19 protein-coding genes are annotated in these 21,022 nt (G+C 74.3%); 7 read left to right on the top strand and 12 right to left on the bottom strand.

From position 1 onward, the window contains the following. Positions 1–34 precede the first annotated feature (34 nt). Genes ACFQ11_RS24380 through pgsA form a run of 4 tightly spaced genes read right to left on the bottom strand, consistent with a single transcriptional unit; the run spans position 35 to position 3,529 of the window. On the bottom strand, positions 35–574 hold the full coding sequence (locus ACFQ11_RS24380; protein ID WP_378302486.1) for a LemA family protein: 540 nt from the start codon (positions 572–574) through the stop codon (positions 35–37). Between the two features lie 11 nt (positions 575–585). Next, positions 586–1,749, bottom strand: coding sequence for a glycosyltransferase family 4 protein (locus ACFQ11_RS24375; protein WP_378302484.1), 1,164 nt, complete (start codon positions 1,747–1,749; stop codon positions 586–588). Beyond that, entirely contained in the window at positions 1,746–2,663 is a 918-nt protein-coding gene (locus ACFQ11_RS24370; protein WP_378302482.1) for a phosphatidylinositol mannoside acyltransferase, read from the bottom strand. Before ACFQ11_RS24370 ends, ACFQ11_RS24375 begins: the two co-directional genes overlap by 4 nt. Beyond that, positions 2,660–3,529 carry a phosphatidylinositol phosphate synthase gene (gene pgsA, locus ACFQ11_RS24365; RefSeq protein WP_378302479.1) on the bottom strand — a complete coding sequence of 290 codons (870 nt, stop codon included), beginning with the start codon at positions 3,527–3,529 and terminating at the stop codon, positions 2,660–2,662. The genes ACFQ11_RS24370 and pgsA overlap by 4 nt, the downstream gene beginning before the upstream one ends. A gap of 394 nt (positions 3,530–3,923) precedes the next feature. Between pgsA and ACFQ11_RS24360 the strand changes: the two genes are divergently transcribed. Beyond that, the gene (locus ACFQ11_RS24360) at positions 3,924–6,092 is read left to right on the top strand and encodes an elongation factor G-like protein EF-G2 (protein WP_378302477.1); all 2,169 of its coding nucleotides are present in this window, start codon (positions 3,924–3,926) and stop codon (positions 6,090–6,092) included. A gap of 64 nt (positions 6,093–6,156) precedes the next feature. Here ACFQ11_RS24360 and ACFQ11_RS24355 read toward each other — a convergent pair whose 3' ends face one another. Then, entirely contained in the window at positions 6,157–6,777 is a 621-nt protein-coding gene (locus tag ACFQ11_RS24355; RefSeq protein ID WP_378302475.1) for an HIT family protein, read from the bottom strand. A 213-nt stretch (positions 6,778–6,990) separates the two neighbouring features. On the opposite strand from ACFQ11_RS24355, the gene ACFQ11_RS24350 reads away from it, so the two are divergent. After that, complete coding sequence (locus ACFQ11_RS24350; RefSeq protein ID WP_378302473.1) at positions 6,991–7,533, top strand: Asp23/Gls24 family envelope stress response protein; 543 nt, start codon at positions 6,991–6,993, stop codon at positions 7,531–7,533. A 7-nt stretch (positions 7,534–7,540) separates the two neighbouring features. On the opposite strand, the gene ACFQ11_RS24345 is transcribed toward ACFQ11_RS24350, so the two are convergent. The 4 genes from ACFQ11_RS24345 to ACFQ11_RS24330 form a co-directional block, all read right to left on the bottom strand. Next, on the bottom strand, positions 7,541–8,152 hold the full coding sequence (locus tag ACFQ11_RS24345; protein ID WP_378302471.1) for a hypothetical protein: 612 nt from the start codon (positions 8,150–8,152) through the stop codon (positions 7,541–7,543). Between the two features lie 115 nt (positions 8,153–8,267). Then, on the bottom strand, positions 8,268–10,250 hold the full coding sequence (thrS, locus tag ACFQ11_RS24340; protein ID WP_378302469.1) for a threonine--tRNA ligase: 1,983 nt from the start codon (positions 10,248–10,250) through the stop codon (positions 8,268–8,270). Positions 10,251–10,567: 317 nt separating this feature from the next. Then, positions 10,568–12,034 carry a sugar porter family MFS transporter gene (locus tag ACFQ11_RS24335; protein ID WP_378302467.1) on the bottom strand — a complete coding sequence of 489 codons (1,467 nt, stop codon included), beginning with the start codon at positions 12,032–12,034 and terminating at the stop codon, positions 10,568–10,570. Between the two features lie 81 nt (positions 12,035–12,115). Continuing rightward, the gene (locus ACFQ11_RS24330) at positions 12,116–12,748 is read right to left on the bottom strand and encodes a class I SAM-dependent methyltransferase (RefSeq protein ID WP_378302465.1); all 633 of its coding nucleotides are present in this window, start codon (positions 12,746–12,748) and stop codon (positions 12,116–12,118) included. Positions 12,749–12,889: 141 nt separating this feature from the next. On the opposite strand from ACFQ11_RS24330, the gene ACFQ11_RS24325 reads away from it, so the two are divergent. Beyond that, complete coding sequence (locus ACFQ11_RS24325) at positions 12,890–14,179, top strand: sensor histidine kinase (RefSeq protein WP_378302463.1); 1,290 nt, start codon at positions 12,890–12,892, stop codon at positions 14,177–14,179. 73 nt (positions 14,180–14,252) lie between these two features. Next, complete coding sequence (locus ACFQ11_RS24320) at positions 14,253–14,906, top strand: LuxR C-terminal-related transcriptional regulator (protein ID WP_378302531.1); 654 nt, start codon at positions 14,253–14,255, stop codon at positions 14,904–14,906. 10 nt (positions 14,907–14,916) lie between these two features. Here the strand turns inward: ACFQ11_RS24320 and ACFQ11_RS24315 are convergent, their stop codons facing one another. Both ACFQ11_RS24315 and ACFQ11_RS24310 read right to left on the bottom strand, forming a co-directional pair. Continuing rightward, positions 14,917–15,873: a quinone oxidoreductase family protein gene (locus ACFQ11_RS24315; RefSeq protein ID WP_378302461.1), complete on the bottom strand. Its 957-nt coding sequence runs from the start codon at positions 15,871–15,873 to the stop codon at positions 14,917–14,919. A gap of 35 nt (positions 15,874–15,908) precedes the next feature. Next, positions 15,909–16,667 carry an SDR family oxidoreductase gene (locus ACFQ11_RS24310; protein WP_378302459.1) on the bottom strand — a complete coding sequence of 253 codons (759 nt, stop codon included), beginning with the start codon at positions 16,665–16,667 and terminating at the stop codon, positions 15,909–15,911. 46 nt (positions 16,668–16,713) lie between these two features. Here ACFQ11_RS24310 and ACFQ11_RS24305 point away from each other — a divergent pair, with 46 nt between their 5' ends. Next, positions 16,714–17,937, top strand: coding sequence for an acyl-CoA dehydrogenase family protein (locus tag ACFQ11_RS24305; RefSeq protein ID WP_378302457.1), 1,224 nt, complete (start codon positions 16,714–16,716; stop codon positions 17,935–17,937). A 22-nt stretch (positions 17,938–17,959) separates the two neighbouring features. Next, complete coding sequence (locus ACFQ11_RS24300) at positions 17,960–18,625, top strand: TetR/AcrR family transcriptional regulator (RefSeq protein ID WP_378302455.1); 666 nt, start codon at positions 17,960–17,962, stop codon at positions 18,623–18,625. 92 nt (positions 18,626–18,717) lie between these two features. Here the strand turns inward: ACFQ11_RS24300 and ACFQ11_RS24295 are convergent, their stop codons facing one another. After that, positions 18,718–19,776 (bottom strand): ROK family transcriptional regulator, encoded by a 1,059-nt coding sequence (locus ACFQ11_RS24295; protein WP_378302453.1) that lies wholly within the window; start codon positions 19,774–19,776, stop codon positions 18,718–18,720. 74 nt (positions 19,777–19,850) lie between these two features. Here ACFQ11_RS24295 and ACFQ11_RS24290 point away from each other — a divergent pair. Beyond that, positions 19,851–21,022, top strand: a 1,172-nt coding sequence (locus tag ACFQ11_RS24290; protein WP_378302451.1) for an MFS transporter, incomplete at its 3' end; no start/stop codon positions are given.

Genomic DNA, 21,022 nt, shown 5'->3' with positions numbered 1-21,022 from the left:
GCGCGCCGTGCCCCGTCCGGCCGGCGCGGCCCGGTCAGATGCCGGGCGGGTCGTCGTCGATCTCGAAGAAGCCCGGCAGCGGTGCGCGCCCGGCCAGCCGCAGCACCCGGATCAGCGGCTTGCGGCGCGCGATGCGGGCCTGGGAGACGGCGTCGTTGTAGAAGCGGCGGGCGTAGGCGACCTTCGCGGCGGAGGAGGACAGCTCCTCCAGCACCGCCTTGCCGTCCCCGTCGCCGGGCCCGGTGAGGGCGTCGACGAAGCCGGGCTGGTCGACGACGGCGCGCAGCGCCCGCGACAGGTCGCTCTCGGCGAACTCGCGGTGCTCGGCGTCGGCGGTGCGGGCCTCGTGCGCGGCGGTGGCGAGGACCAGGCTGGTGGCCGGGTCCAGCAGCCGGGACGCGGCCAGTTCGAGCGCGGCGGCCGCCCGCCGGACGAGCGCGGCGTCGAGCGCGGCGCGGGCCGTCTCGACGCGGACGTGCAGCCGGTCGAGCCGGGTCGCGCGCCACGACACGTACACGGCGAGCAGGAACGCGACGGCGATCCAGAACAGGACGTCGATGATCCAGTCGGGCATCCGGTGCTCTCCTAGGCCCCGGGACCGGACTCGACGACGCCGGCGTGGTCGAGGGACACGGTCTCGTACACCCGCAGCACGTCGCGGGCGACGGCCGACCAGTCGTAGTCGCGGACGGCGGCGCGGGCCTCGGCGGACAGCTGCTTGCGGCGGGCGGGGTCGTCGAGCAGGTCGGCGGCCGCCGCGGCGAGCGCCTCGTGGTCGCCGGTGGGGAACAGCGCCCCGGCGCGGCCGCCGCGCAGCACCCGGTCGAAGGCCTCGATGTCGCTGGCCAGGATGGGGGCGCCCGCCGCCATCGCCTCGGCGAGGACGATCCCGAAGCTCTCCCCGCCGAGGTTCGGCGCGACGAAGACGTCCACCGAGTGGTACGCGCGGACCTTGTCCGTCTCGCTGACCATGCCGAGCAGGACGACGCGGTCGCGCAGCTCCGGGGAGACGCGCGACATGACGTCGTCGGCGTCGCCCGGCCCCGCGATCAGCAGCCGCAGGCGGGGGCGGGCGCGGCCGAGGATCTCGAACGCGCGCAGCAGCACCTGCAGGCCCTTGCGGGGTTCGTCCATGCGGCCTAGGAAACCGATCGCCTCCTCGCCGGAGCCGTCCCCGGAGCCGTCCGCGCGGCCGGGCCAGCCCGGCAGCGGATCGGCCATCGCGTACCGCTCGGTGGCGACCCCGTTGGGGATGAGGACGGCGTCGCCGCCCAGGTGCTCGACGAGCGTGGTGCGGGCCGCCTCCGACACCGCGATCCGCCCGGTGATCTTCTCCAGGGCGCTCTGCAGGATCGGCGCGGTGACCGACACCACGCGGGACTTCTCGTAGGACGCGTGGAACGTGCCGACGATCGGGCCGTCGGCCGCCCAGCACGCCAGCAGCCCGAGCGACGGCGCGGCCGGCTCGTGCACGTGCAGGACGTCGAAGCCGCCCTCGCGGATCCAGCGCCGGACCCGGCTCGACGACAGGAAGCCGAACGCCAGCCGCGCGACCGAGCCGTTGTAGGGGACGGGGACGGCGCGCCCGGCCGGGACCGCGTACGGCGGCAGGTCGGCGTCGTCGTCGGCCGGGGTGATCACCGACACGCTGTGGCCGAGGGCGATGAGCGCCTCGGCGAGGTCGGCGATGTGCCGCTGGACGCCGCCCGGGACGTTCCAGGTGTAGGGGCAGACGATGCCGACCCTCATCGGGGTGCCTCCGCCGGGCTCCCCGGCAGGTCGTCGAGCCACACCTTCTGCAGCATGTGCCAGTCCTCGGGGTGGGCGCGAATGCCCTCCTCGAAGACGTCCGCGAGCTCCTGGGTCATGGCGCGGATCTTCTCCTGTCTGGCGCCCTCGGCGGGCACGGGGATCTCCTCGTGCACGCGCGCCGCCCAGTACTCCCCTTCGTACCACAGCGTCACGGGGATCAGCGCGGCGCCGGTCTGGATCGCCAGGGCGGCGGACACGGCGGGCATGCGGGCGGTGGCGCCGAAGAACTCGACGTCCACGCCGCTGTCGGTGAGGTCGCGGTCGACGACCAGGCAGACCGGGCGTCCCTCGCGCAGCCGCCGCGCCATCCGCCCGTAGGCGGACGCGCCCTTGTGCGCGAGGACCTCCATGCCGAGCCCCTCCCGGAACTCGACGAACCGGTCGAACAGCGACTCGGGCTTGAGCCGCTCCGCGACGGTGGTGAAGGGGTGCCCGTTGTGGACGAGCCAGGCGCCGGCGTGCTCGTAGTTGCCCATGTGCGGCAGGGCGAGGATCACGCCGCGGCCCGCCTCGAGGTTCGCGAAGATCTTCTTCTCGCCGGTGACGCGCATCTTCCCGACGATCCGCCTCCGGTCGTACTCGGGGAGACGGAACACCTCCAGCCAGTAGCGGAAGTAGGACCGCATGACCTTCTTGCTGAGGACGCGGACCTCGTCGTCGACGGCGTCCTTGCCGAGGACCCGGCACAGGTTCTTCTCGAGCTGCCGCACCCCGGCGCCGTGGCGGTGCCAGGTGCGGTCGGCGATGGCGGTGAACGCCAGCCGGGCCGCCCGCTCGGGCATCTTGCGGACGACCGTCCAGCCGATCGCGTAGGCGGCGTCCGCGGCCTCGTCGCGGTACGGGACGTTCATCGCCGCCGCTCCGCGCCGGCGTTCGCGGCCGCCCGCGCGCCGGGGCCGCCGGTCTCGGCGCCGCCATCGCCGCGGGCGTCACCGTCGCGGGCGTCACCGTCGCGGGCGTCACCGTCGCGGGCGTCGCCCGCCCGGGCCGCATCGTCGCTCTCGGCGGCGTCGGCGGCGCCGTTAGGGGCGGCTTCGTCACGGGCGGCCTCGTCACGGGCGGATTCGTCGGGCCGGTCGGCGGCGGGGGCCGGGGCGGCGCCGGGCGGGACGGGCGCGGGGTCGGCCTTCGCCTGGACGTAGACGGTCGCGAACCGCTGCCCGACCGTGACGGTGCTGAGCGCCGCCAGCGCCCACAGCGCGACGGCCAGGACGTAGGGGACGCCGAGGCCCGACAACCCGGCGGCGACGAGCGCGACGATGAGCCGCTCGGCCCGCTCGGCGATGCCGACGTCGCAGGTGTAGCCGAGGCCCTCGGCCCGGGCCTTGGCGTAGGAGACGACGACCCCGGACACCAGGCAGTAGAGCGCGACGCCCGCGAGCGCCTCCTGCCCGTCCCGGTACAGGCCGATCATCAGCCCGGAGAAGATGGCGGCGTCGGCGACCCGGTCCATGGTGGAGTCCAGGAAGGCGCCGAAACGGGAGATCTTCCCGGTGACGCGGGCGACCGCGCCGTCCAGCATGTCGAACAGCACGAAGGCGGTGATCACCATCGTGCCCCAGAAGAACTCGCCGCGCGGGAACAGCACGAGGGCGCCGGCGGCCACGCCGGCGGTCCCGATGACCGTGATGGCGTTGGGCGAGACCCCCGTCCGCGCGACCGCACGCCCGATGGGCGTCAGGATCCGCCCCAGCGCGGGCCTCAGTTTGTTGAGCATCGCCGTCCGTTCTCGTGTGTCTGGTGAAGACCCCCCGCGGGCTCCCGCAGCGCGCCCATCGTAGTGCGCCCGGGCCCGCTCCGCGTTCGCCTGCACGGCGGCGCCGGTTCCGCCGGGATCGGCCGTCCGGCCCGGCCTCCGCAGGGGCCTCGAACGACCACTTCCCTCGGGTTCGACCCGTTTCGTCCGCGACGGATTCGCGTTGTTTGCCGTTCACCTCTTGTGATCCCGCGTATCCCGGGAAAAGGTGGTGACACGGGTGTGACGTCGGTCACGCCGAGGACGAGGCCGGACGCCGCACTCGGACGTCAGGGCCGGGCCCGCCGGGTCAGGCCCCACCGTACGCGGGCCCGCGCGCGGAGGTGCGCGCCGCGACCCGTCCGAGGAGGTAGCCATGGCGGACAAGGGAGGCCACACCGGAGGCGCCGGCAGGGCACCGGCGGCCGGCGGGTGCGACAAGGTGCGCAACGTCGCGCTGGTCGGCCATTCGGGGGCGGGCAAGACGACGCTCGTCGAGGCGCTGCTCGCGGCCACCGGCACGATCCAGCGGGCCGGCCGGGTGGAGGACGGCACCACCGTCAGCGACTTCGACGAGGCCGAGCTGCGGCGGCGGCGTTCGGTCAACCTCGCGCTCGCCCCGCTCGAGCACGCGGGCATCAAGATCAACCTGATCGACACCCCCGGATACGCCGACTTCGTCGGGGACCTGCGGGCCGGGCTGCGCGCCGCGGACGCCGCGCTGTTCGTGATCTCGGCGGTGGACGGCATCGACAGGCTCACCCGGATGCTGTGGGAGGAGTGCGCGGCGGTGGGGATGCCGCGCGCGGTCGTCATCACCAAGATCGACCAGCAGCGCGGCGACTACGACGACACGGTCCTGGCCTGCCAGGACGCCTTCGGCGAGGGCGTCGCCCCCGTCTACTTCCCCACCGACGGGGACGGCGGCCCGACCGGGCTGATCGGGCTGCTGACGCAGCGCTGCCTGGACTACTCCACCGGGCGGCGCACCGAGTGCGAGCCCGACCCGCGCTACCTGGAGCAGATCGCCGAGCAGCGCGCCTCGCTGATCGAGGGGATCATCCAGGAGAGCGAGGACGAGACCCTCATGGACCGGTACGTGTCCGGCGAGGAGATCGACGTCAAGGCGCTGATCGAGGACCTGGAGACCGCGGTGGCGCGCGGCAGCTTCTACCCGGTGCTGGCGACGTCGGTGCCGCACGGCGACCGTCCCGGCCCGGTGATCGGCATGCAGGAACTGCTGGAGGTCATCACCCAGGCGTTCCCGTCGCCGCTGGAGCACGGCATCCCGACCGTGACGCCGGTCGCGGGCGGCCCGCCGCGCGAGGTCGCCTGCGATCCGGAGGGGCCGCTGGTCGCCGAGGTCGTCAAGACCGCCTCCGACCCGTACGTGGGCCGCGTCTCGCTCGTCCGGGTGTTCTCCGGGACGCTGCGGCCCGACACCGTCGTGCACGTGTCCGGGCACGGCCTCGAGGACCGCGGGCACGAGGACCACGACGTCGACGAGCGGGTCGGCGCGCTGACCTCGCCGCTCGGCAAGACCCAGCGGACGGTGTCGTCGTGCATCGCCGGGGACATCTGCGCCGTCGCCAAGCTGAGCCGCGCCGAGACCGGCGACACCCTCTCCGACCCCGGCTCCCCCGTGATCATGGCGCCGTGGTCGATGCCCGACCCGCTGCTGCCGGTCGCCGTGAAGGCGCACTCCAAGGCCGACGAGGACAAGCTCAGCCAGGCGCTCGCCCGGCTCGTCGCCGAGGACCCGACGCTGCGGCTGGAGAACAACTCGGAGACCCGGCAGCTCGTCCTGTGGTGCATGGGCGAGGCGCACGCCGAGGTGCTGATCGAGCGGCTGCACACCCGCTACGGCGTCGACGTCGACCGGGCGGAGCTGCGGGTGCCGCTGCGGGAGACGTTCGGCGGCTCCGCCAAGGGCCTCGGCCGGCACGTCAGGCAGAGCGGCGGGCACGGCCAGTACGGCATCTGCCACATCGAGGTCGAGCCGCTGCCGTCCGGCGCGGGTTTCGAGTTCGTCGACAAGATCGTCGGCGGGGTGATCCCCCGCCAGTTCATCCCGTCGGTCGAGAAGGGCGTGCGGCACCAGATGGAGCGCGGCGTGTCCGCCGGGTACCCGCTGGTCGACATCAAGGTCACGCTGCGCGACGGCAAGGCGCACTCGGTCGACTCGTCCGACATGGCCTTCCAGGCGGCGGGCGCCCAGGCGCTCAAGGACGCCGCGGCGTCGGTGCCGATCCTGCTGCTCGAACCGGTCGACGAGGTCGACGTGCTGATCGCCGACGAGCACGTCGGGACGGTCATGTCGGACCTGACCTCGCGGCGCGGCCGCGTCCTCGGCTCCCGCGCGATCCCCGGCGGGCGCACCGCGATCAAGGCGGAGGTGCCGCAGCTCGAGATCGTCCGGTACGCGATCGACCTGCGCTCGATGTCGCACGGCACCGGCACGTTCAGCCGCGCGTTCCTGCGCTATGAGCCGCTCCCGTCGCACCTGACCGAGAAGGTCGCCGCCGCGTCGCACGAGCCCGGCTGACCGGACGCCGGCGGGGGCGGGGCGGCCGAGACGGCCGTCCGCCCCCGCCACGGCGGGGGCGCGCTCAGTCCTCGCCCGGCCAGCAGTCGGCGATCATCCGGCGGGTCTCGCGCAGCAGCTGCGGCAGCACGTTGGTGTGCCCGACGACCGGCATGAAGTTCGTGTCGCCGCCCCACCGGGGGACGATGTGCTGGTGCAGGTGCGCGGCGATCCCCGCCCCCGCCACCAGGCCGAGGTTCATCCCGATGTTGAAGCCCTGCGCGCCGCTCGCCTTGCGCAGCGCCGCCAGCGCCAGCCGGGTGAACTCCGCGAGCTCGACGTACTCCGCCTCGTCCAGGTCCCCGTAGTCGGCGACGTGCCGGTACGGGACGACCATGAGGTGCCCGGAGTTGTACGGGTACAGGTTGAGCACCGTGTACACGGTCTCACCCCGGGACACGACGAGGCCCTCCTCGTCGGTCATCTTCGGGATCTCGCAGAACGGGCAGCCGCCTCCCGATCCCGTCGCCTTGATGTAGGCCATCCGGTGCGGGGTCCAGAGCCGCTGGAAATTGTCGGGCACGCCCGCTCCGCCCCGCTCCTCCTCGAGGCGGGGGCTGCGCCGGTCACCGGGGTCCGCCCCGGACGGCTCTTCGCGCCCGTGCCGCTCCTCGCGCTCCACGGGCTCCTCCGGCTCTGCGGTCAAGGCGGCGGTCTCCTTTGTTCACGGCCTGTCCAGCAGCATAGAGAGACGCCCCCGCGGGGCCGCAGGCGGGTTCCGGCGGACGTCCCGGACGCGCCGGTGACCGCGGGGCTCCGTGACGCCGCGCCCGGCCTTCCGCCACGATGATGATCGCCACCGGCGTCCGCCGCCCGCGTCCGCCATCATGGCGGTCCGACCCGTCCCATGGGAGCGATCATGAGCGAGCCCGACGAGCGTCCCGCCGAGCCCGGCCGCCCGGCCCCGCGCCCGGACACCGGCCCGATGCGGTTCTTCTCCGGCCCGCCGGGACCGACGCCGCCTCCCGGCACGCCGCTGTCCGCGCCGCCGCCCGCCGCCCCCGGGTTCGCGGGCGACCGGCAGCCCGCGGCGCCCGTCCCGCCCCCGCGCCCGCACGGCGACGCGCGTCCGGCGGGAGAGCAGGGCGGGACGGGCGTGGAGGGGCGCATCGCGATCGAGGACGCGGTGGTCGCGAGGATCGCCGAGCTCGCCGCGCTGGACGTGCGCGGCGTCGTCGCGCTGTCCGCGCCGCCCGGTGACGGCGACGGCGGGGTGCGCGTGCGGACCCGCGACGACGAGGTGACGCTCGACCTCGGCATCGTCGTCGCCTACGGCAGCGTGATCAGGGACGTGGCCGGCGCCGTGCAGGAGAACGCGGCGCGGATGGCGGGCCTGATGCTCGGGATGCGCGTCGCGGCCGTCAACGTGTCGGTCGAGGACGTCCGCAGGCCGCCCGCCTGAGAACCGGTCAGGCGGCCGCGCGGGCGTAGCACGTCTGCATCGCCACGCCCACCGACACGGTGGTGATCTTCACGCGTTCGAGGCGCTGCGGGGACACCCCGGTGAAGCGGAACGTGTGCGGGCTGCCGCCCCGGATCGTCGTCTGCTGCGACTGCGGGTCGGCCCCCTGGAGCTGGAGTTCGGCCCGGACGGCGCCGCTGGACGCCACCGCGACGACGACGTCGACGCCCGTGCCGGTCGCGCGGTAGACGGCCGTCCCCTGCGGGCACCACGACGCGCCGGTACCGCCGCCCGCGCCGGGCATCGGCGGCCCGCCGTTCCCGGCCGGCCCGCCGGACGAGCCGCTCCCGCCGCCCGGCGTCCCGCCGGTCCCCGGCGCGGTCGCCCCGGGCGTCACGATGGTCGGGGGCGGCGCGGTGTGCCGGGTGGGCGCGTCGGCCGGCGTCGTCGCACCGTTCGCGGGGCCCCGGGCGCCCGCGGGGTCCGCGCCGCCGCCGTCCTCCAGCATGGGCATGAGCAGGACCGCGACGGCCGCCGCGGCGAGCAGGACCGCGCCGCCGTACCCGGCGATCCGCCCCCAGATCGACCGGCCGCTCCGCACCGGCCTCCTGGTCTTCATCCGCGTCCAGCCTCTCTCGCTCCCCCGCGCGACGCGCCCGCGCGATGAGCGTCGAGGCTACCAACTCGGGCGGGCGCCCACCGCGCGTCCGGCGGCGGGCGCCCGCCCGGGCGCCTCAGATCTGCACGCGGGCCTCGACGGCCCCGGCGATCTCCTCGACCGCCTCGCCGATCGGCACGCCGTTCTTCTGCTCCCCGTTGCGGTAGCGGAACGACACCGCGTCCTTGGCGACGTCGTCGTCGCCCGCCAGCAGCATGTACGGGATCTTCTGCTTCTGCGCGTTGCGGATCTTCTTCTGCATGCGGTCGGAGGAGGTGTCGACCTCCACCCGGATCCCGCGCTCGCGCAGCGCCGCGGCGACGTTCTCCAGGTGCGGGACGTGCGCGTCGCCGATCGGGATCCCGACGGCCTGGACGGGCGCCAGCCACGGCGGCATCGCGCCCGCGTAGTGCTCGACGAGCACGCCCAGGAAACGCTCGATCGAGCCGAACAGCGCCCGGTGGATCATCACCGGCTGCCGCCGGGTCCCGTCGGAGGCCTGGTACTCCAGCCCGAACCGCTTCGGCTGGTTGAAGTCGAGCTGGATGGTCGACAGCTGCCAGGTCCGGCCGATGGCGTCCTTGGCCTGCACCGAGATCTTCGGCCCGTAGAACGCCGCGCCGCCCGGGTCGTCGACCAGATCGAGGCCCGACTCCTCGGCCGCACGGCGCAGCGCCGCGGTCGCCTCCGCCCAGTCGGCGTCGTCGCCGATGAACTTGCCGGAGTCGTCCTTGGTGGACAGCTCCAGGTAGAACTCCGAGAGACCGAAGTCGCGCAGGACGCTGAGCACGAAGTCCAGCAGCGACTTGATCTCGTCGCCCATCTCCTCCTTGGTGGTGTAGATGTGGGCGTCGTCCTGGGTCATGCCGCGCACGCGGGTGAGCCCGTGCACCACGCCGGACTTCTCGTACCGGTAGACCGAGCCGAACTCGCACAGGCGCAGCGGCAGCTCGCGGTAGGACCGTCCGCGCGACCGGAAGATGAGGTTGTGCATCGGGCAGTTCATCGGCTTGACCCGGTACTCGACCTCGTCCACCTCGAAGGGCGGGAACATGTCGTCGCCGTAGTACGGCAGGTGACCGGAGGTCTCGAAGAGCGACGACTTGGTGATGTGCGGGGTGTTGACGAACTCGTAGCCCGCCTCCTGCTGCCGCCGCCGCATGTAGTCCTCCATCTCCTTGCGGATGATTCCGCCCTTGGGATGGAAGACGGGCAGGCCGCTGCCGAGCTCCGGCGGGAAGGAGAACAGGTCGAGTTCCGCGCCGAGCCTGCGGTGGTCGCGCTTCTCGGCCTCCTCGAGGAACTTCAGGTACTCGTCCTGCTTCTCGCGGGACTCCCACGCGGTGCCGTAGATGCGCTGGAGCTGCGGGTTCTTCTCGCTGCCCCGCCAGTAGGCGCCGCCGGAGCGCATCAGCTTGAACGCCGGGATGACGCGGGTGCTCGGCAGGTGCGGGCCGCGGCACAGGTCCTTCCAGCGCAGCTCGCCGGACTTGGCGTCGAGGTTGTCGTAGATGGTGAGCTCGCCGGCGCCGACCTCGACGTCCGCGCCCTCGGCCGCGTCCTCGGCGCCGCCGCCCTTGAGGCCGATCAGCTCGAGCTTGTAGGGCTCGGCGGCCAGCTCGGCGCGGGCGTCGTCGTCGGACACCGGCCGCCGGGCGAACCGCTGCCCCTGCTTGACGATCTCGCGCATCTTCTTCTCGATGCGCTTGAGGTCCTCGGGGGTGAACGGCTCGGCGACGTCGAAGTCGTAGTAGAAGCCGTTCTCGACGGGCGGGCCGATGCCGAGCTTCGCCTCGGGGAACAGCTCCTGGACGGCCTGCGCCATCACGTGCGCGGCGGAATGCCGCATGATGGCGCGGCCGTCGTCGGACCCGATCTCGACGGGCTCGACGCTGTCGCCGTCGTGCAGCTCACCGGCCAGGTCGCGCAGCTCGCCGTTCACCCGCGCGGCGATGACGGTGCGGCCGTCTGCGTCGAGGGCCTGCCCGGCGGTCGAGCCGGCGGGAACCACCCGTTCGCTCCCGTCGAGGGTGATGCGCAGCTCAGACACGGTGGACACGGGTACTCCTCGCGATGACGGTTCGGGGTCGGCGGGTTCCGATGCTATCGAGTCGGGAACCGCGCCGGACGCATCCCGCCCCTTCGGCTCGTCCATTCGCCTGCCTCCTTCGTCCGGGGGCGGGCTCCGGCGCGATCCCGGAAAGCGGTGAGGCCCCGGGATCGCTCCCGGGGCCTCACCGCGTGCAATGTCAGGACATGCGGCCGCAGCGCCGGGGGTGACCCGGCGTCGTCGTCTCGAACACGTCGGCGTGCGCGGCTCGCATGGTCCCAATGTATCGGACGAACCGGTCGCGCGCGGGCCGCCGCGCGCGGGCGTCACGCGCGGCGGGACCTCACGGTGAGCTTGTCCATGTCCTCAAGCTCGCGGCCCTTGGTCTCCGGGACGACCTTCCAGGTGAACAGGAACGCCAGCGCGGCGAAGAAGGTGTACAGCCCGTAGGCGAGGACGAGCGACACGCTGGACAGCTCGGGGAACGTCGTCGTGATGACCCAGTTCGCGATCCACTGCGACGCGGTCGCGACGGCGAGGGCGGCCGCGCGGATGAAGTTGTTGAACATCTCGCCGAGCATCACCCACACGACCGGGCCCCAGGTCGCGGCGAACGAGGCGACGAAGACGTTCGCGGCCACGAGCGCGACCGGGCCGGCGACGTCGCCGAGCGCCGGTTCCCCGTCCACCACGGTCGCCGTGGAGAAGCAGACGGCGAGCGTGCCCAGCGACAGCGTCATGCCGGCGGCGCCGGTCAGCAGCAGCGGCCGCCGCCCGATCCGGTCGATCAGCGCGATGGCCACCAGCGTGAACACCACGTTGACCACCGAGTTGATCACGGAGGTGAACATGGCGTCGCTCTCGCTGTAGCCGACGGCCTGCCACAACGAGGACGAGTAGTAGAAGATCACGTTGATGCCGACGAACTGCTGGAACACCGACAGCAGGATGCCGACCCACACGACCGCCAGCAGGCCGAACGTGCGCCCGCGCAGGTCGCTCAGCCGCACCGGCCGGTCGGCGCGCAGCGACCGGCGGATCTGCCCGATCTTCGCTTCGACCTCGCTCGGCCGCATGAGCCTGGCCAGGACGTCCCGGGCCCGTGCCGTCTCGTGCCGCTTCACCAGGTAGCGGGGCGACTCGGGGATGGTCGTGGCGATCACGCCGTAGACGACGGCGGGGACGACCTCGCTGCCGAACATCCACCGCCACGCCGTCCCGCCCCAGGGGAAGTCGCCGCTCGCCCCGCCCTCGGAGACCCGCACGATGACGTAGTCGACGACCAGCGCGGCGAAGATGCCGAGGACGATCGCCATCTGCTGGAGCGAGCCGAGCCGCCCGCGCAGTTCGGCGGGGGCGATCTCGGCGATGTACGCGGGGGCGATGACGGACGCCGCGCCGATCGCGAGCCCGCCGACGACCCGCCAGAACGTCAGGTCGACCGCGCTGAACGCCAGCGCGGAGCCGAGGGCGCTGAGCACGAACAGGATCGCGGCGATCTGCATGACCCGGACCCGGCCGAGCCGGTCGGCGAGCGGGCCCGCGAACCAGGCTCCGGCGGCGCAGCCGAGCAGCGCCGCCGACACGACGAACCCGACCGCGAACTCGCTCAGGCCGAACCGGTCCTCGATCGCGCCCACGGCCCCGTTGATCACCGAGGAGTCGTAGCCGAACAGGAAGCCGCCGAGGGCCGCCGCGCCCGCGAGGAGCACGGCGGTCGCGGCCGAATGGGAGGGGGGCCGGCCGGGGGGAGCCTCCTGCGCCGCCGGCCCGTCGCCGTCCGATGCCGTCATGCCCGGCGATCTTCCCGGGAGCGCCGGTCTTATGCGGGGCGCCGGCGCGGGCGGCGCCCGCGAGGCGGGCGGCGGGCGCGCTCAGTCGCGGACGGCGACGCCCAGGACGTGCGGGGAGGCCGGGTTCGGCGGGCCCGAGCCGGGGAACTCGAACCGGCGCTCGTCGCGGACGGTGAAGCCGACGCGCGGGATGAACGCGTCGGTCGGCCGGGCCACGCGGCAGCCGCCGGACAGGAACGGCCACACGAGGTCGGCGTACCGCTGGAAGCGGACCTTGCGCGGCGAGCTTCCCCGGACGTGCTCGTAGTAGCGCAGTTCGCCGCCCGGTTTCAGGACGCGCCTGATCTCGGCGAGCGCGCGCAGCGGGTCCCGCACCGAGCACAGCACCAGCGACGCCACGACGACGTCGAACGAGGCGGTGTCCAGGCCGAGGTCCTCGGCGCGTCCTGGACGCACCGAGACCGGGACGGGCGCCCGGGCGGCGGCGGCCATCGCGGCCCGGCGCAGCCGGGGCTCCGGCTCCACCGCGACGACCTCGGTGACCTCCGGCGGGTAGTGCGGGAAGTTGGCCCCGTGCCCGGCGCCCACCTCCAGGACGCGGCCGGACGCGCCGGCGAGCAGCTCCGCGCGGTGCGCGTCCGAGCCCGCCTTCGCGGACGCGGCGGCGATCCGCGGGTAGAGCCGGGCGAAGATCGGATGCCTCAGGTCCGTCATGTGCGCAGTGTCCGCCCGGACCTGGAGCGCGCGCAAGATCGCCGCGCCGGGGCCGGCGCGCCCGATACCCGGGAGGCGGTCCGGATCTCCCTCCACGGGTGCAGGCGTGCCCGTTCCCGCACGTCCTAGGCTTCCTTCCAAATGAACGAGACGGACCACTTCGACGCGGGACGGCCGCGGCTGACGGCCGGCGTGCGCTCCGCCGTCCTGCCGGGCGGGGACGAGCCGGGCGTCACGCTCCTGCCCTCGCAGCCGGCGCTGCGCTACCCCCTGATGGCGTTCCTGTTCGCCCTGACGATCGGGTTCACCGCCGGGTCCATCGCGATCTCCATCGTGTCGGACGGCATGGACCCCGGCGTCGCCTGGCCGCTCGGCGTCCTGCAGGCGGCGCCGCTGATCTTCGCGGCGCGGTGGCCGCTGCGGGCGTGGCGGACCGCGGCGGCGGGAATGCTGCTGATCGTCCTCGTCCGGCACGGCGAGGGGTTCATGCCGTGGCCGGTCACGGCCATCCTGGCGATGGTGGTCATCCTGTTCTTCGTCGGGGTGGGCTGCGACCGGGAGACGACCGTCGGCGTCGGCGCGGTCACGATCGCGGGGGTCATCGCGCCCGCGGTGCTGTTCGGGACGCCCGGCTGGTTCGGGACGATCCTCGCCGCGCTCGCGGCGCTGGCGCTGACGTTCGGCGACGCGGTCGGGGGGCGGCACTCGGCGATGGCGGAGCTGCGCCGCCGCGAGGAGCAGCACCGCGAGGACCTCGCCCGGCAGGCGGTGCTGGAGGAGCGGGCGCGGATAGCGCGGGAGCTGCACGACGTCGTCGCGCACCACATGTCGGTGATCGCGATGCAGGCGGAGGCCGCCCCGTACAAGATCCCCGAGCTGCCGGAGGCGGCGCGGCAGACGTTCGGCGTCGTGCGGGACGCGGCGCGCGAGGCGCTGACCGAGACGCGGCGGGTGGTGGGGCTGCTGCGCTCCGAGGACGAGAGCGCCGAGCGGACGCCGCAGCCGGGCCTGGACCTGCTGGACGACCTGGTCTCGACGGCGCGCCGGTCGGGGCTGTCGGTCGCCACGGTGGTCGCCGGGATGCCGCGGCCGCTCAACGCGGGCGTGGACCTGTCGGCGTACCGGATCGTCCAGGAGTCGCTCAGCAACGCCGCCCGGTACGCGCCGGGCTCGCGGGTGCACATCGAGGTGCGGTACGGGCCGGCGTCGCTGCGGGTCACGGTCGCCGACGACGGCGCCCGCAGCACGCCCGCGGAGTCGCACGGCGGCGGCCACGGCCTGGTCGGGATGCGCGAGCGCGCGATGATGCTGGGCGGCGACCTGCAGGCGGGGCCCGTGGACGGCGAGGACGGCGAGGACGGCGCGGAGGGCGAGGGCCGCCGGAAGGGCTGGACGGTCGTCGCGCAGCTCCCGTACGGCGACGGCGATTGATCGGCGGCCGGTGCGCGCGGCGCCGTAAGGTGGCGTCGTGACGATTCGGGTGCTGATCGCCGACGACCAGGTGATGATCCGCGACGGGCTCGCGGCGCTGCTGTCCTCCGATCCGGGCATCGAGGTGGTCGGGCAGGCGGGGAACGGCCGGGAGGCCGTGGAGATGGCCCGCGAACTCGACCCCGACGTGATCGTGATGGACATCCGGATGCCGGAGATGGACGGGCTGGCCGCCACCGCCGAGCTGGTCGGCACGCCCCTCGGCGAGGCGAACGGGGAGGCCGACCCGGCGGGCGCGCGGCCGAAGGTCCTGGTCCTCACCACGTTCGACCTGGACGAGTACGTGTACGAGGCGCTCGGGTCGGGTGCGAGCGGGTTCCTGCTGAAGGACGCGTCGGCGGCCGACCTGGTGAACGGGGTGCGGGTGGTGGCGGCGGGCGACGCGCTGCTGGCGCCGTCCATCACCCGGCGGCTGATCGGCGACTTCGCGCGGCGCCGCCGGCACCAGCGGCCGAGCCCGCAGGCGACGGCCGGGCTGACGCCCCGGGAGCGGGACGTGCTGCGGCTCATCGCCCGCGGGCTGTCGAACGCGGAGATCGCGGCGGAGCTGGTCCTGGCCGAGCAGACCGTGAAGACGCATGTCGGGCACGTCCTGACGAAGCTGGCGCTGCGCGACCGCACGCAGGCCGTGGTCTACGCGTACGAGAACGGGCTCGTCGGCGGCTGATCCGGGCCGGTCACCGGGACGGGTCGAGGACGAGCTTGCCGCTGGTGCGGCGGGCCCGCAGGTCCTCGTGGGCGCGGCGGACCTCGTCGAGGCCGTACTCTCCGCCGCCGATCACCCGCAGCCGGCCGTCCGCGGCGAGGCCGAACAGCTCGGTGAGGGCGGTGCGCATGACGTCGCCGGGCAGCCGGAAGACGTGCGCCAGCCACATGCCGGAGATCGTGGTGGAGTGCGACATCAGCGCGGCGGGCCGGACCGGGCTGGGCTCCTTGCGGGACGCCATGCCGTAGAACGCGAGGCGGCCGAACGGGGCGAGGGCCTTCATGCTCTCGTCGGTGACGGTCCCGCCGGTCATCTCCAGGACGGTGTCGACGCGGCGGCCGCCGTTGGCCTCGATGAGCGCGTCCTTCATGTTCGGCTCGTTCGCGTCGACGGCGACGTCGGCGCCGAGTTCGAGGGCGAGCGCCCGCTTCTCCTCGGACGAGGCGGTGGCGATGACGCGGCCCGCGCCCCACGCCTTGGCGAGCTGCACGGCGAGGGTGCCGACGCCGCCCGCGGCGGCGTGCACGACGACGGACTCGCCCGGCGCCAGGTGGACGTTGCGGCGCAGCAGCACCCACGCGGACGCGCCCTGCACGACCATGCCGAGGGCGGTGACGTCGTCGACGGCGTCGGGGACGTCCCAGGCGAGCGTCTCGGGCGCGACGGCCTTCTCGGCGTAGCCGCCGCTGCCGACGAGCGCGACGACGCGGCGCCCGTCCGGGGCGGTGCCGACGACCTCGCCGCCGGGCACCATCGGCAGCGTGGACTCGGCGAGGTAGCTGTTCTCGGCCTGGTGGGTGTCGGCGTAGTTGATCCCGGCGCGGGCGACGTCGATGAGCAGCTGCCCGGGCCCGGCGACCGGGTCGGGCAGCTCGGTGACGTTCAGCACTTCGGGACCGCCGAACTCGGTGATCTGTACGGCGCGCATGGTTCTCGGTGTCTCCGTTCTGCTCGGGCGGCTGGTCAGCGGGGGCCGGGGACGCCCCGGAAGCGGAAGGGTTCCGGCGGGCGGCCGGGGACGACGTACCACGCCTCGCCCGCGGCGTCGCCGGCGAGGATCGCCATGAACGCCTCGACGACGTCGGCGACCTCCAGGATGGGGAAGCCGGTCTCCCGAAGGTGCCCGCGGATGCCCTCGAGGATGTCGGTGTCGGCGAACGAGGGGCACAGCGCGTTCACCCGGATGCCCTCGGGCGCGTAGGTGGGGCCGAGCGCGCGGACGAGGCCGACGACGGCGGCCTTGTTGGCGCCGTAGACGGGGTCGAACGGGGTGGCGGTGAGCCCGGCCATGCTGGCGGTGGCGACGATGTCGCCGCCGCCGCGGGCGCGCAGCGCGGGGAGGGCGGCGTGCGCCCCGTACACGACGCCGTCGAGGTTGATGCTCATCGCGCGGCGGTAGGCCACGGGGTCGAAGTCGTCGCCGACGCCGCCTCCCCCGGCGACGCCCGCGTTGAGGAACGCGACGTCCAGCCCGCCGAACCGGTCGACGGCGACGGCGACGGCCGCCTCGCTGTCGGCGGGCTCGCGCACGTCGCAGCGCACGAACGCGCCGTCCAGCTCGTCGGCGAGGGCGGCGCCGCCCCGCTCGTCCACGTCGGCGATGACGAGCCGGGCGCCCCCGGCGGCGAGCCGCCGCGCGACCGCGGCCCCGATGCCGTTGGCACCGCCGGTGATCAGCGCGACCTTGCCCGTGCCGTCGAAGCCGCTGCGGTCGACGCTCATGGGGACTCCCCTCCAAAGTAACTGACTCGTCAGTTACTCTAGCGGAATGGACTTCGGTTTGAGCGAGCGGGCGCAGGACTACCTCGGGCGCCTCCAGGACTTCATGGACTCCCACGTCTACCCGGCCGAGCCGGTCTACGCGGCCCAGCGGCGCGAGCTGCGCGAGCGGGGCCGCGAGCACCACGTGCCCCAGGTCGTCGAGGACCTCAAGGTCGAGGCGCGCGGGCGCGGGCTGTGGAACCTGTTCCTTCCCGACAGCGACGACCCGGCGCACGGCCTGAGCGTCACCGACTACGCGTCCCTGGCCGAGGTGACGGGCCGCTCCCCCAACCTCGCCCCGGAGGCGACCAACTGCGCGGCGCCCGACACCGGGAACATGGAGGTGCTGCACCTGTTCGGCACGCCCGAGCAGAAGGAGACGTGGCTGAAGCCGCTGCTGAACGGCGAGATCCGCAGCGCGTTCGCGATGACCGAGCCGGACGTCGCCAGCTCCGACGCCCGCAACATCTCCACCCGCATCGAGCGGGACGGCGACCACTACGTGATCAACGGGCGCAAGTGGTGGATCAGCGGCTCCGCCGACCCGCGCTGCAAGATCATGATCGTCATGGGCAAGACGGACCCGGACGGCCACCCGTACCGGCAGCAGTCGATGGTGCTGGTGCCGGTCGACGCCCCGGGCGTCGAGATCGTCCGCCCGCTGCCCGTGTTCGGCTACCAGGACCAGCACGGCCACTGCGAGATCCGGCTGACCGACGTGCGGGTCCCGGTGGAGAACCTGATCGGCGAGGAGGGCGGCGGCTTCGCCATCGCGCAGGCCCGTCTCGGCCCCGGCCGCATCCACCACTGCATGCGCGCGATCGGGATGGCCGAGCGGGCGCTGGAGCTGATGTGCGAGCGCGCGGTGTCGCGGGAGGCGTTCGGCGGGCCGCTCGCCAAGCAGGGCGTCGTCCGGGAGCAGATCGCCGAGTCGCGGATGGCGATCGAGCAGGCGCGGCTGCTCACCCTGAAGACGGCCTGGATGATCGACGAGCAGGGCGTGCAGGCGGCCCGGTCGGAGGTCGCCGCCATCAAGGTGATCGCGCCGCGCGTCGCGCTCGAGGTCGTGGACCGCGCCATCCAGGTGCACGGCGGCGCGGGCGTCAGCGACGACACCCCCCTGGCCGCCATGTGGGCCGGCCTGCGGACGCTGCGCCTGGCGGACGGGCCCGACGAGGTGCACGTCCGGTCCGTGGCCCGCGCCGAACTGGGCAAGTACCTCGGCAAGTGACCGATCGGCGGACGAACGGTAGATGAGCGGATCGACGGGGGACGCGTCCCCGGGCGTGCGGCGGCGGATGCCGTACGCCCGGCGGCGCGAGCAGTTGCTGCAGGTGGCGCTGGCCGAGTTCGGCCGCCGCGGCTACCACCTGACGCAGATGGAGCACGTGGCGGCGGCGGCGCAGGTGTCCAAGGCCCTGCTGTACCAGCACTTCGCCTCCAAGGAGGAGCTGTTCGTCGAGGTGACCGAGGCGATCGTCGCCGAGCTCACCGGACGGCTGAACGCGGCGGTGCTCGCCGAGCACGACTCCCGGGAGGGCATCCGGGCGATGATCCGGGTGCTGTTCGACTACGCCACCGCGGAACCGGACGCGTGGGCGCTGGTCATCCGGCACCTCGACAAGCCCGAGGTGGGGCCGGAACTGCGGGAGCTGCGCGACCGGCTCGGCACCGCGTTCGCCGACCTGCTGCTGCGGCGGCGCCGCGCCGACCCCAAGCTGTCGCCCGCCGCCCTCGCGGTGAACGAGCACCGGGCGCGGCTGCTCGTCCCGCTCATGTACGGGTCGATGCTGTCGATGGTGTCGTGGTGGCTGGAGCACCCGGACACGCCCCGCGAACGGGCGGAGCAGATGGCGGTGGAGTTCATCTGGCTGGGCCTGGACCGGCTGCGCACCGGCGAGCGGCTGCCCAAGGGCTGACCGGGGCCGGGGCGGGCCGGGAGGGCGCCCGCGTTCGTCCGGTCGCCCCCGCCCGGGCTTAGAGCGGGCGGGCGGGTGCAGGGCGCCGCGGCCTACCGCGCCGGCTCCGGGGACGCGGCGCGGCCGAAGACGGCGTCGCGGGCCGCGTCGAGGGCGGTCAGCACCGCGCCCCGCAGGATCGGGTCGCCCGCGACGACCGCGGGCCGGATCTCGGTGTCGGCCGGGGACAGCTCGCCGAGCCGGGCGGCGACCAGGGCGGCCAGCTCGTCGCCGCCCGCGCGGCCGAACGCGCCGCCGAGCACGACGAGACCGGGATCCAGCACGGCGACGAGCGCGAACACTCCCCGGGCGATCCGCTCCGCGACCGCGTCCAGCGGGAGGCCGCGGACGGCGGACGTCTCCAGCAGGCCGCAGAAGTCGGTGGCGCCGACCTTGAGCAGCCCGACCTCGCCCGCGCCGCCGGACGCGCCGCGCCGCAGCCGCCCGTCGAGGACGATCCCGGCGCCGATCCCGTCGTCCAGCCAGAGCAGCGCGAAGTCGGCGCGGCCCGCCGCCGCGCCGGCGCGGTGCTCGGCGATGGTGGCGAGGTTGACCTCGTTCTCCAGGATCACCCGCGCGCCGGTGCGCGCCTCCAGTTCCCGGCCGAGGTCGGGGCGCCCGCCGGGGACACCGCTCGCGGTGACCAGGCCGGTGCGCGGCCGGACGAGCCCGGGGGTGCCGAGCACGATCGTGTGCGCGCCCGGGCCCGCCCCGGCCTCGCCGAGCGCCTCGGTGATCACCCCGTCGATGAACGCGGGCAGGTCGGGGGCGGGCGGCAGGGGCCGCGTCACGGTGCGGGTCTCGGTCCCGGCGATGTCGGCGACGACCGCGTGCACGGCGTCGCGGCGCAGGTCGACGCCCGCGACGCGCGCGCGTCCGGCGACGAGGCCGTAGAGGCGGGCGTTCGGGCCGCGCCGGTCGGCGCCCGTCTCCCCCGCCGGCTCGATCAGCCCGCTCTCGCGCAGCCGCTCGATCAGGTCCGCGACGGTCGGGCGGGAGAGCCCGGTCAGCGTGCGCAGCTGCGTCGCGGTCAGCGGGCCGTGCTCGAGCAGCAGGTCGAGGGCGAGCCGGTCGTTGATCGCCCGGGCCATCGTGGGGTCGGCGGTCTTCACGGCGCCCATATTAGTCAGGCTCCCTGCCGAAAAACTCTTTTCATCAGGAAGCCTGCCTGTTAGTTTCTCGGGCCATGAGCCACCACCGCGCGATAGCCGCCGTCTTCGCCGTCCACGGGGCCGTGGCGGGGACCCTCGCGACCCGCATCCCCTGGATCGAGCACCGCCTCGACCTCGGCCCCGGCGTCCTCGGCCTCGCCCTGCTGTGCCCGTCCATCGGCGCGTTCCTCGCCATGCCGACCGCGAGCCGGCTCGCGCACCGCATCGGGGAGCGTCCCGCCGTCCGCATCCTGATCGTGCTGTGGTGCGGGGTCCTGCTGCTGCCCGCGCTGGCGCCCGCGCCCGGCTGGCTGTTCGCCGCGATGTTCCTCTACGGCGCGGCCGCCGGCACCTCGGACGTCGTCATGAACGGGCACGCGGTGAACGTCGAGCGGCATCTCGGACGCCCGATCATGTCGGGACTGCACGGGCTGTGGTGCGTCGGGAGCATGCTGGCGGGCGGCATCGGCGTCCTGGCGGCGCACGAGCGGGTCGACGCCCGCGTCCATTTCGGTCTGATGGCGGCCGCCCTGCTCGCGGCCGGCCTCCTCGCGGGCCGGAGCCTGCTCGCGCACCGGGCGGCGGCGGACGCACCGGCGCCGCGCCGGTACACGCTGCCGAACCGGTCCATCCTCGGCATCGGGCTCGTCGGCTTCTGCGCGACGTTCGCCGAGGGCGCGAGCGCCGACTGGTCGGCGGTCTACCTCACCGAGGTGGCCGGCGCCGGGCCCGGGGTGGCGGCGGCCAGCTTCACCGGGTTCATGGCGTTCATGGCGGCGACGCGGCTGGCCGGCGACCGGCTCGTCCGCGCGTTCGGGCCGGTCCGGGTCGTGCGCTACGGCGGCGCGACCGCGGTGCTCGGCGGCGTCCTGGTGGTGACGGCCCGCACCCCGGTGCCGGGCATCGCGGGCTTCGCGCTGATCGGCATCGGGGTCGCGACCGTCCTGCCGCTGGTGTTCGCGGCGGCGGGCGACCGGGGCCGGACGCCCGGCGAGGGCGTCGCGGGCGTCGCCACCATCACCTACCTGTCGGTGCTGACCGCCCCGGCCGTCACGGGCTGGCTCGCGGAGGGCCTGTCCTCCGAGGGCGCCTTCGGCGTGATCACCTCGGTGGTCGCGGCGATGGCGCTGTCCGCCGGGCGCCTGGCGACCGGCAGCCGGGACGGCACCCGCGGGCCCGCGGCGGCGGCCCCGCCCGAACCCCTGGA

Source organism: Actinomadura sediminis (assembly GCF_042675525.1).
Taxonomy (GTDB): domain Bacteria; phylum Actinomycetota; class Actinomycetes; order Streptosporangiales; family Streptosporangiaceae; genus Spirillospora; species Spirillospora sediminis.
The sequence above is the reverse complement of the archived record's forward strand: the minus strand, read 5'-3'. Positions and strand labels throughout refer to the sequence as shown.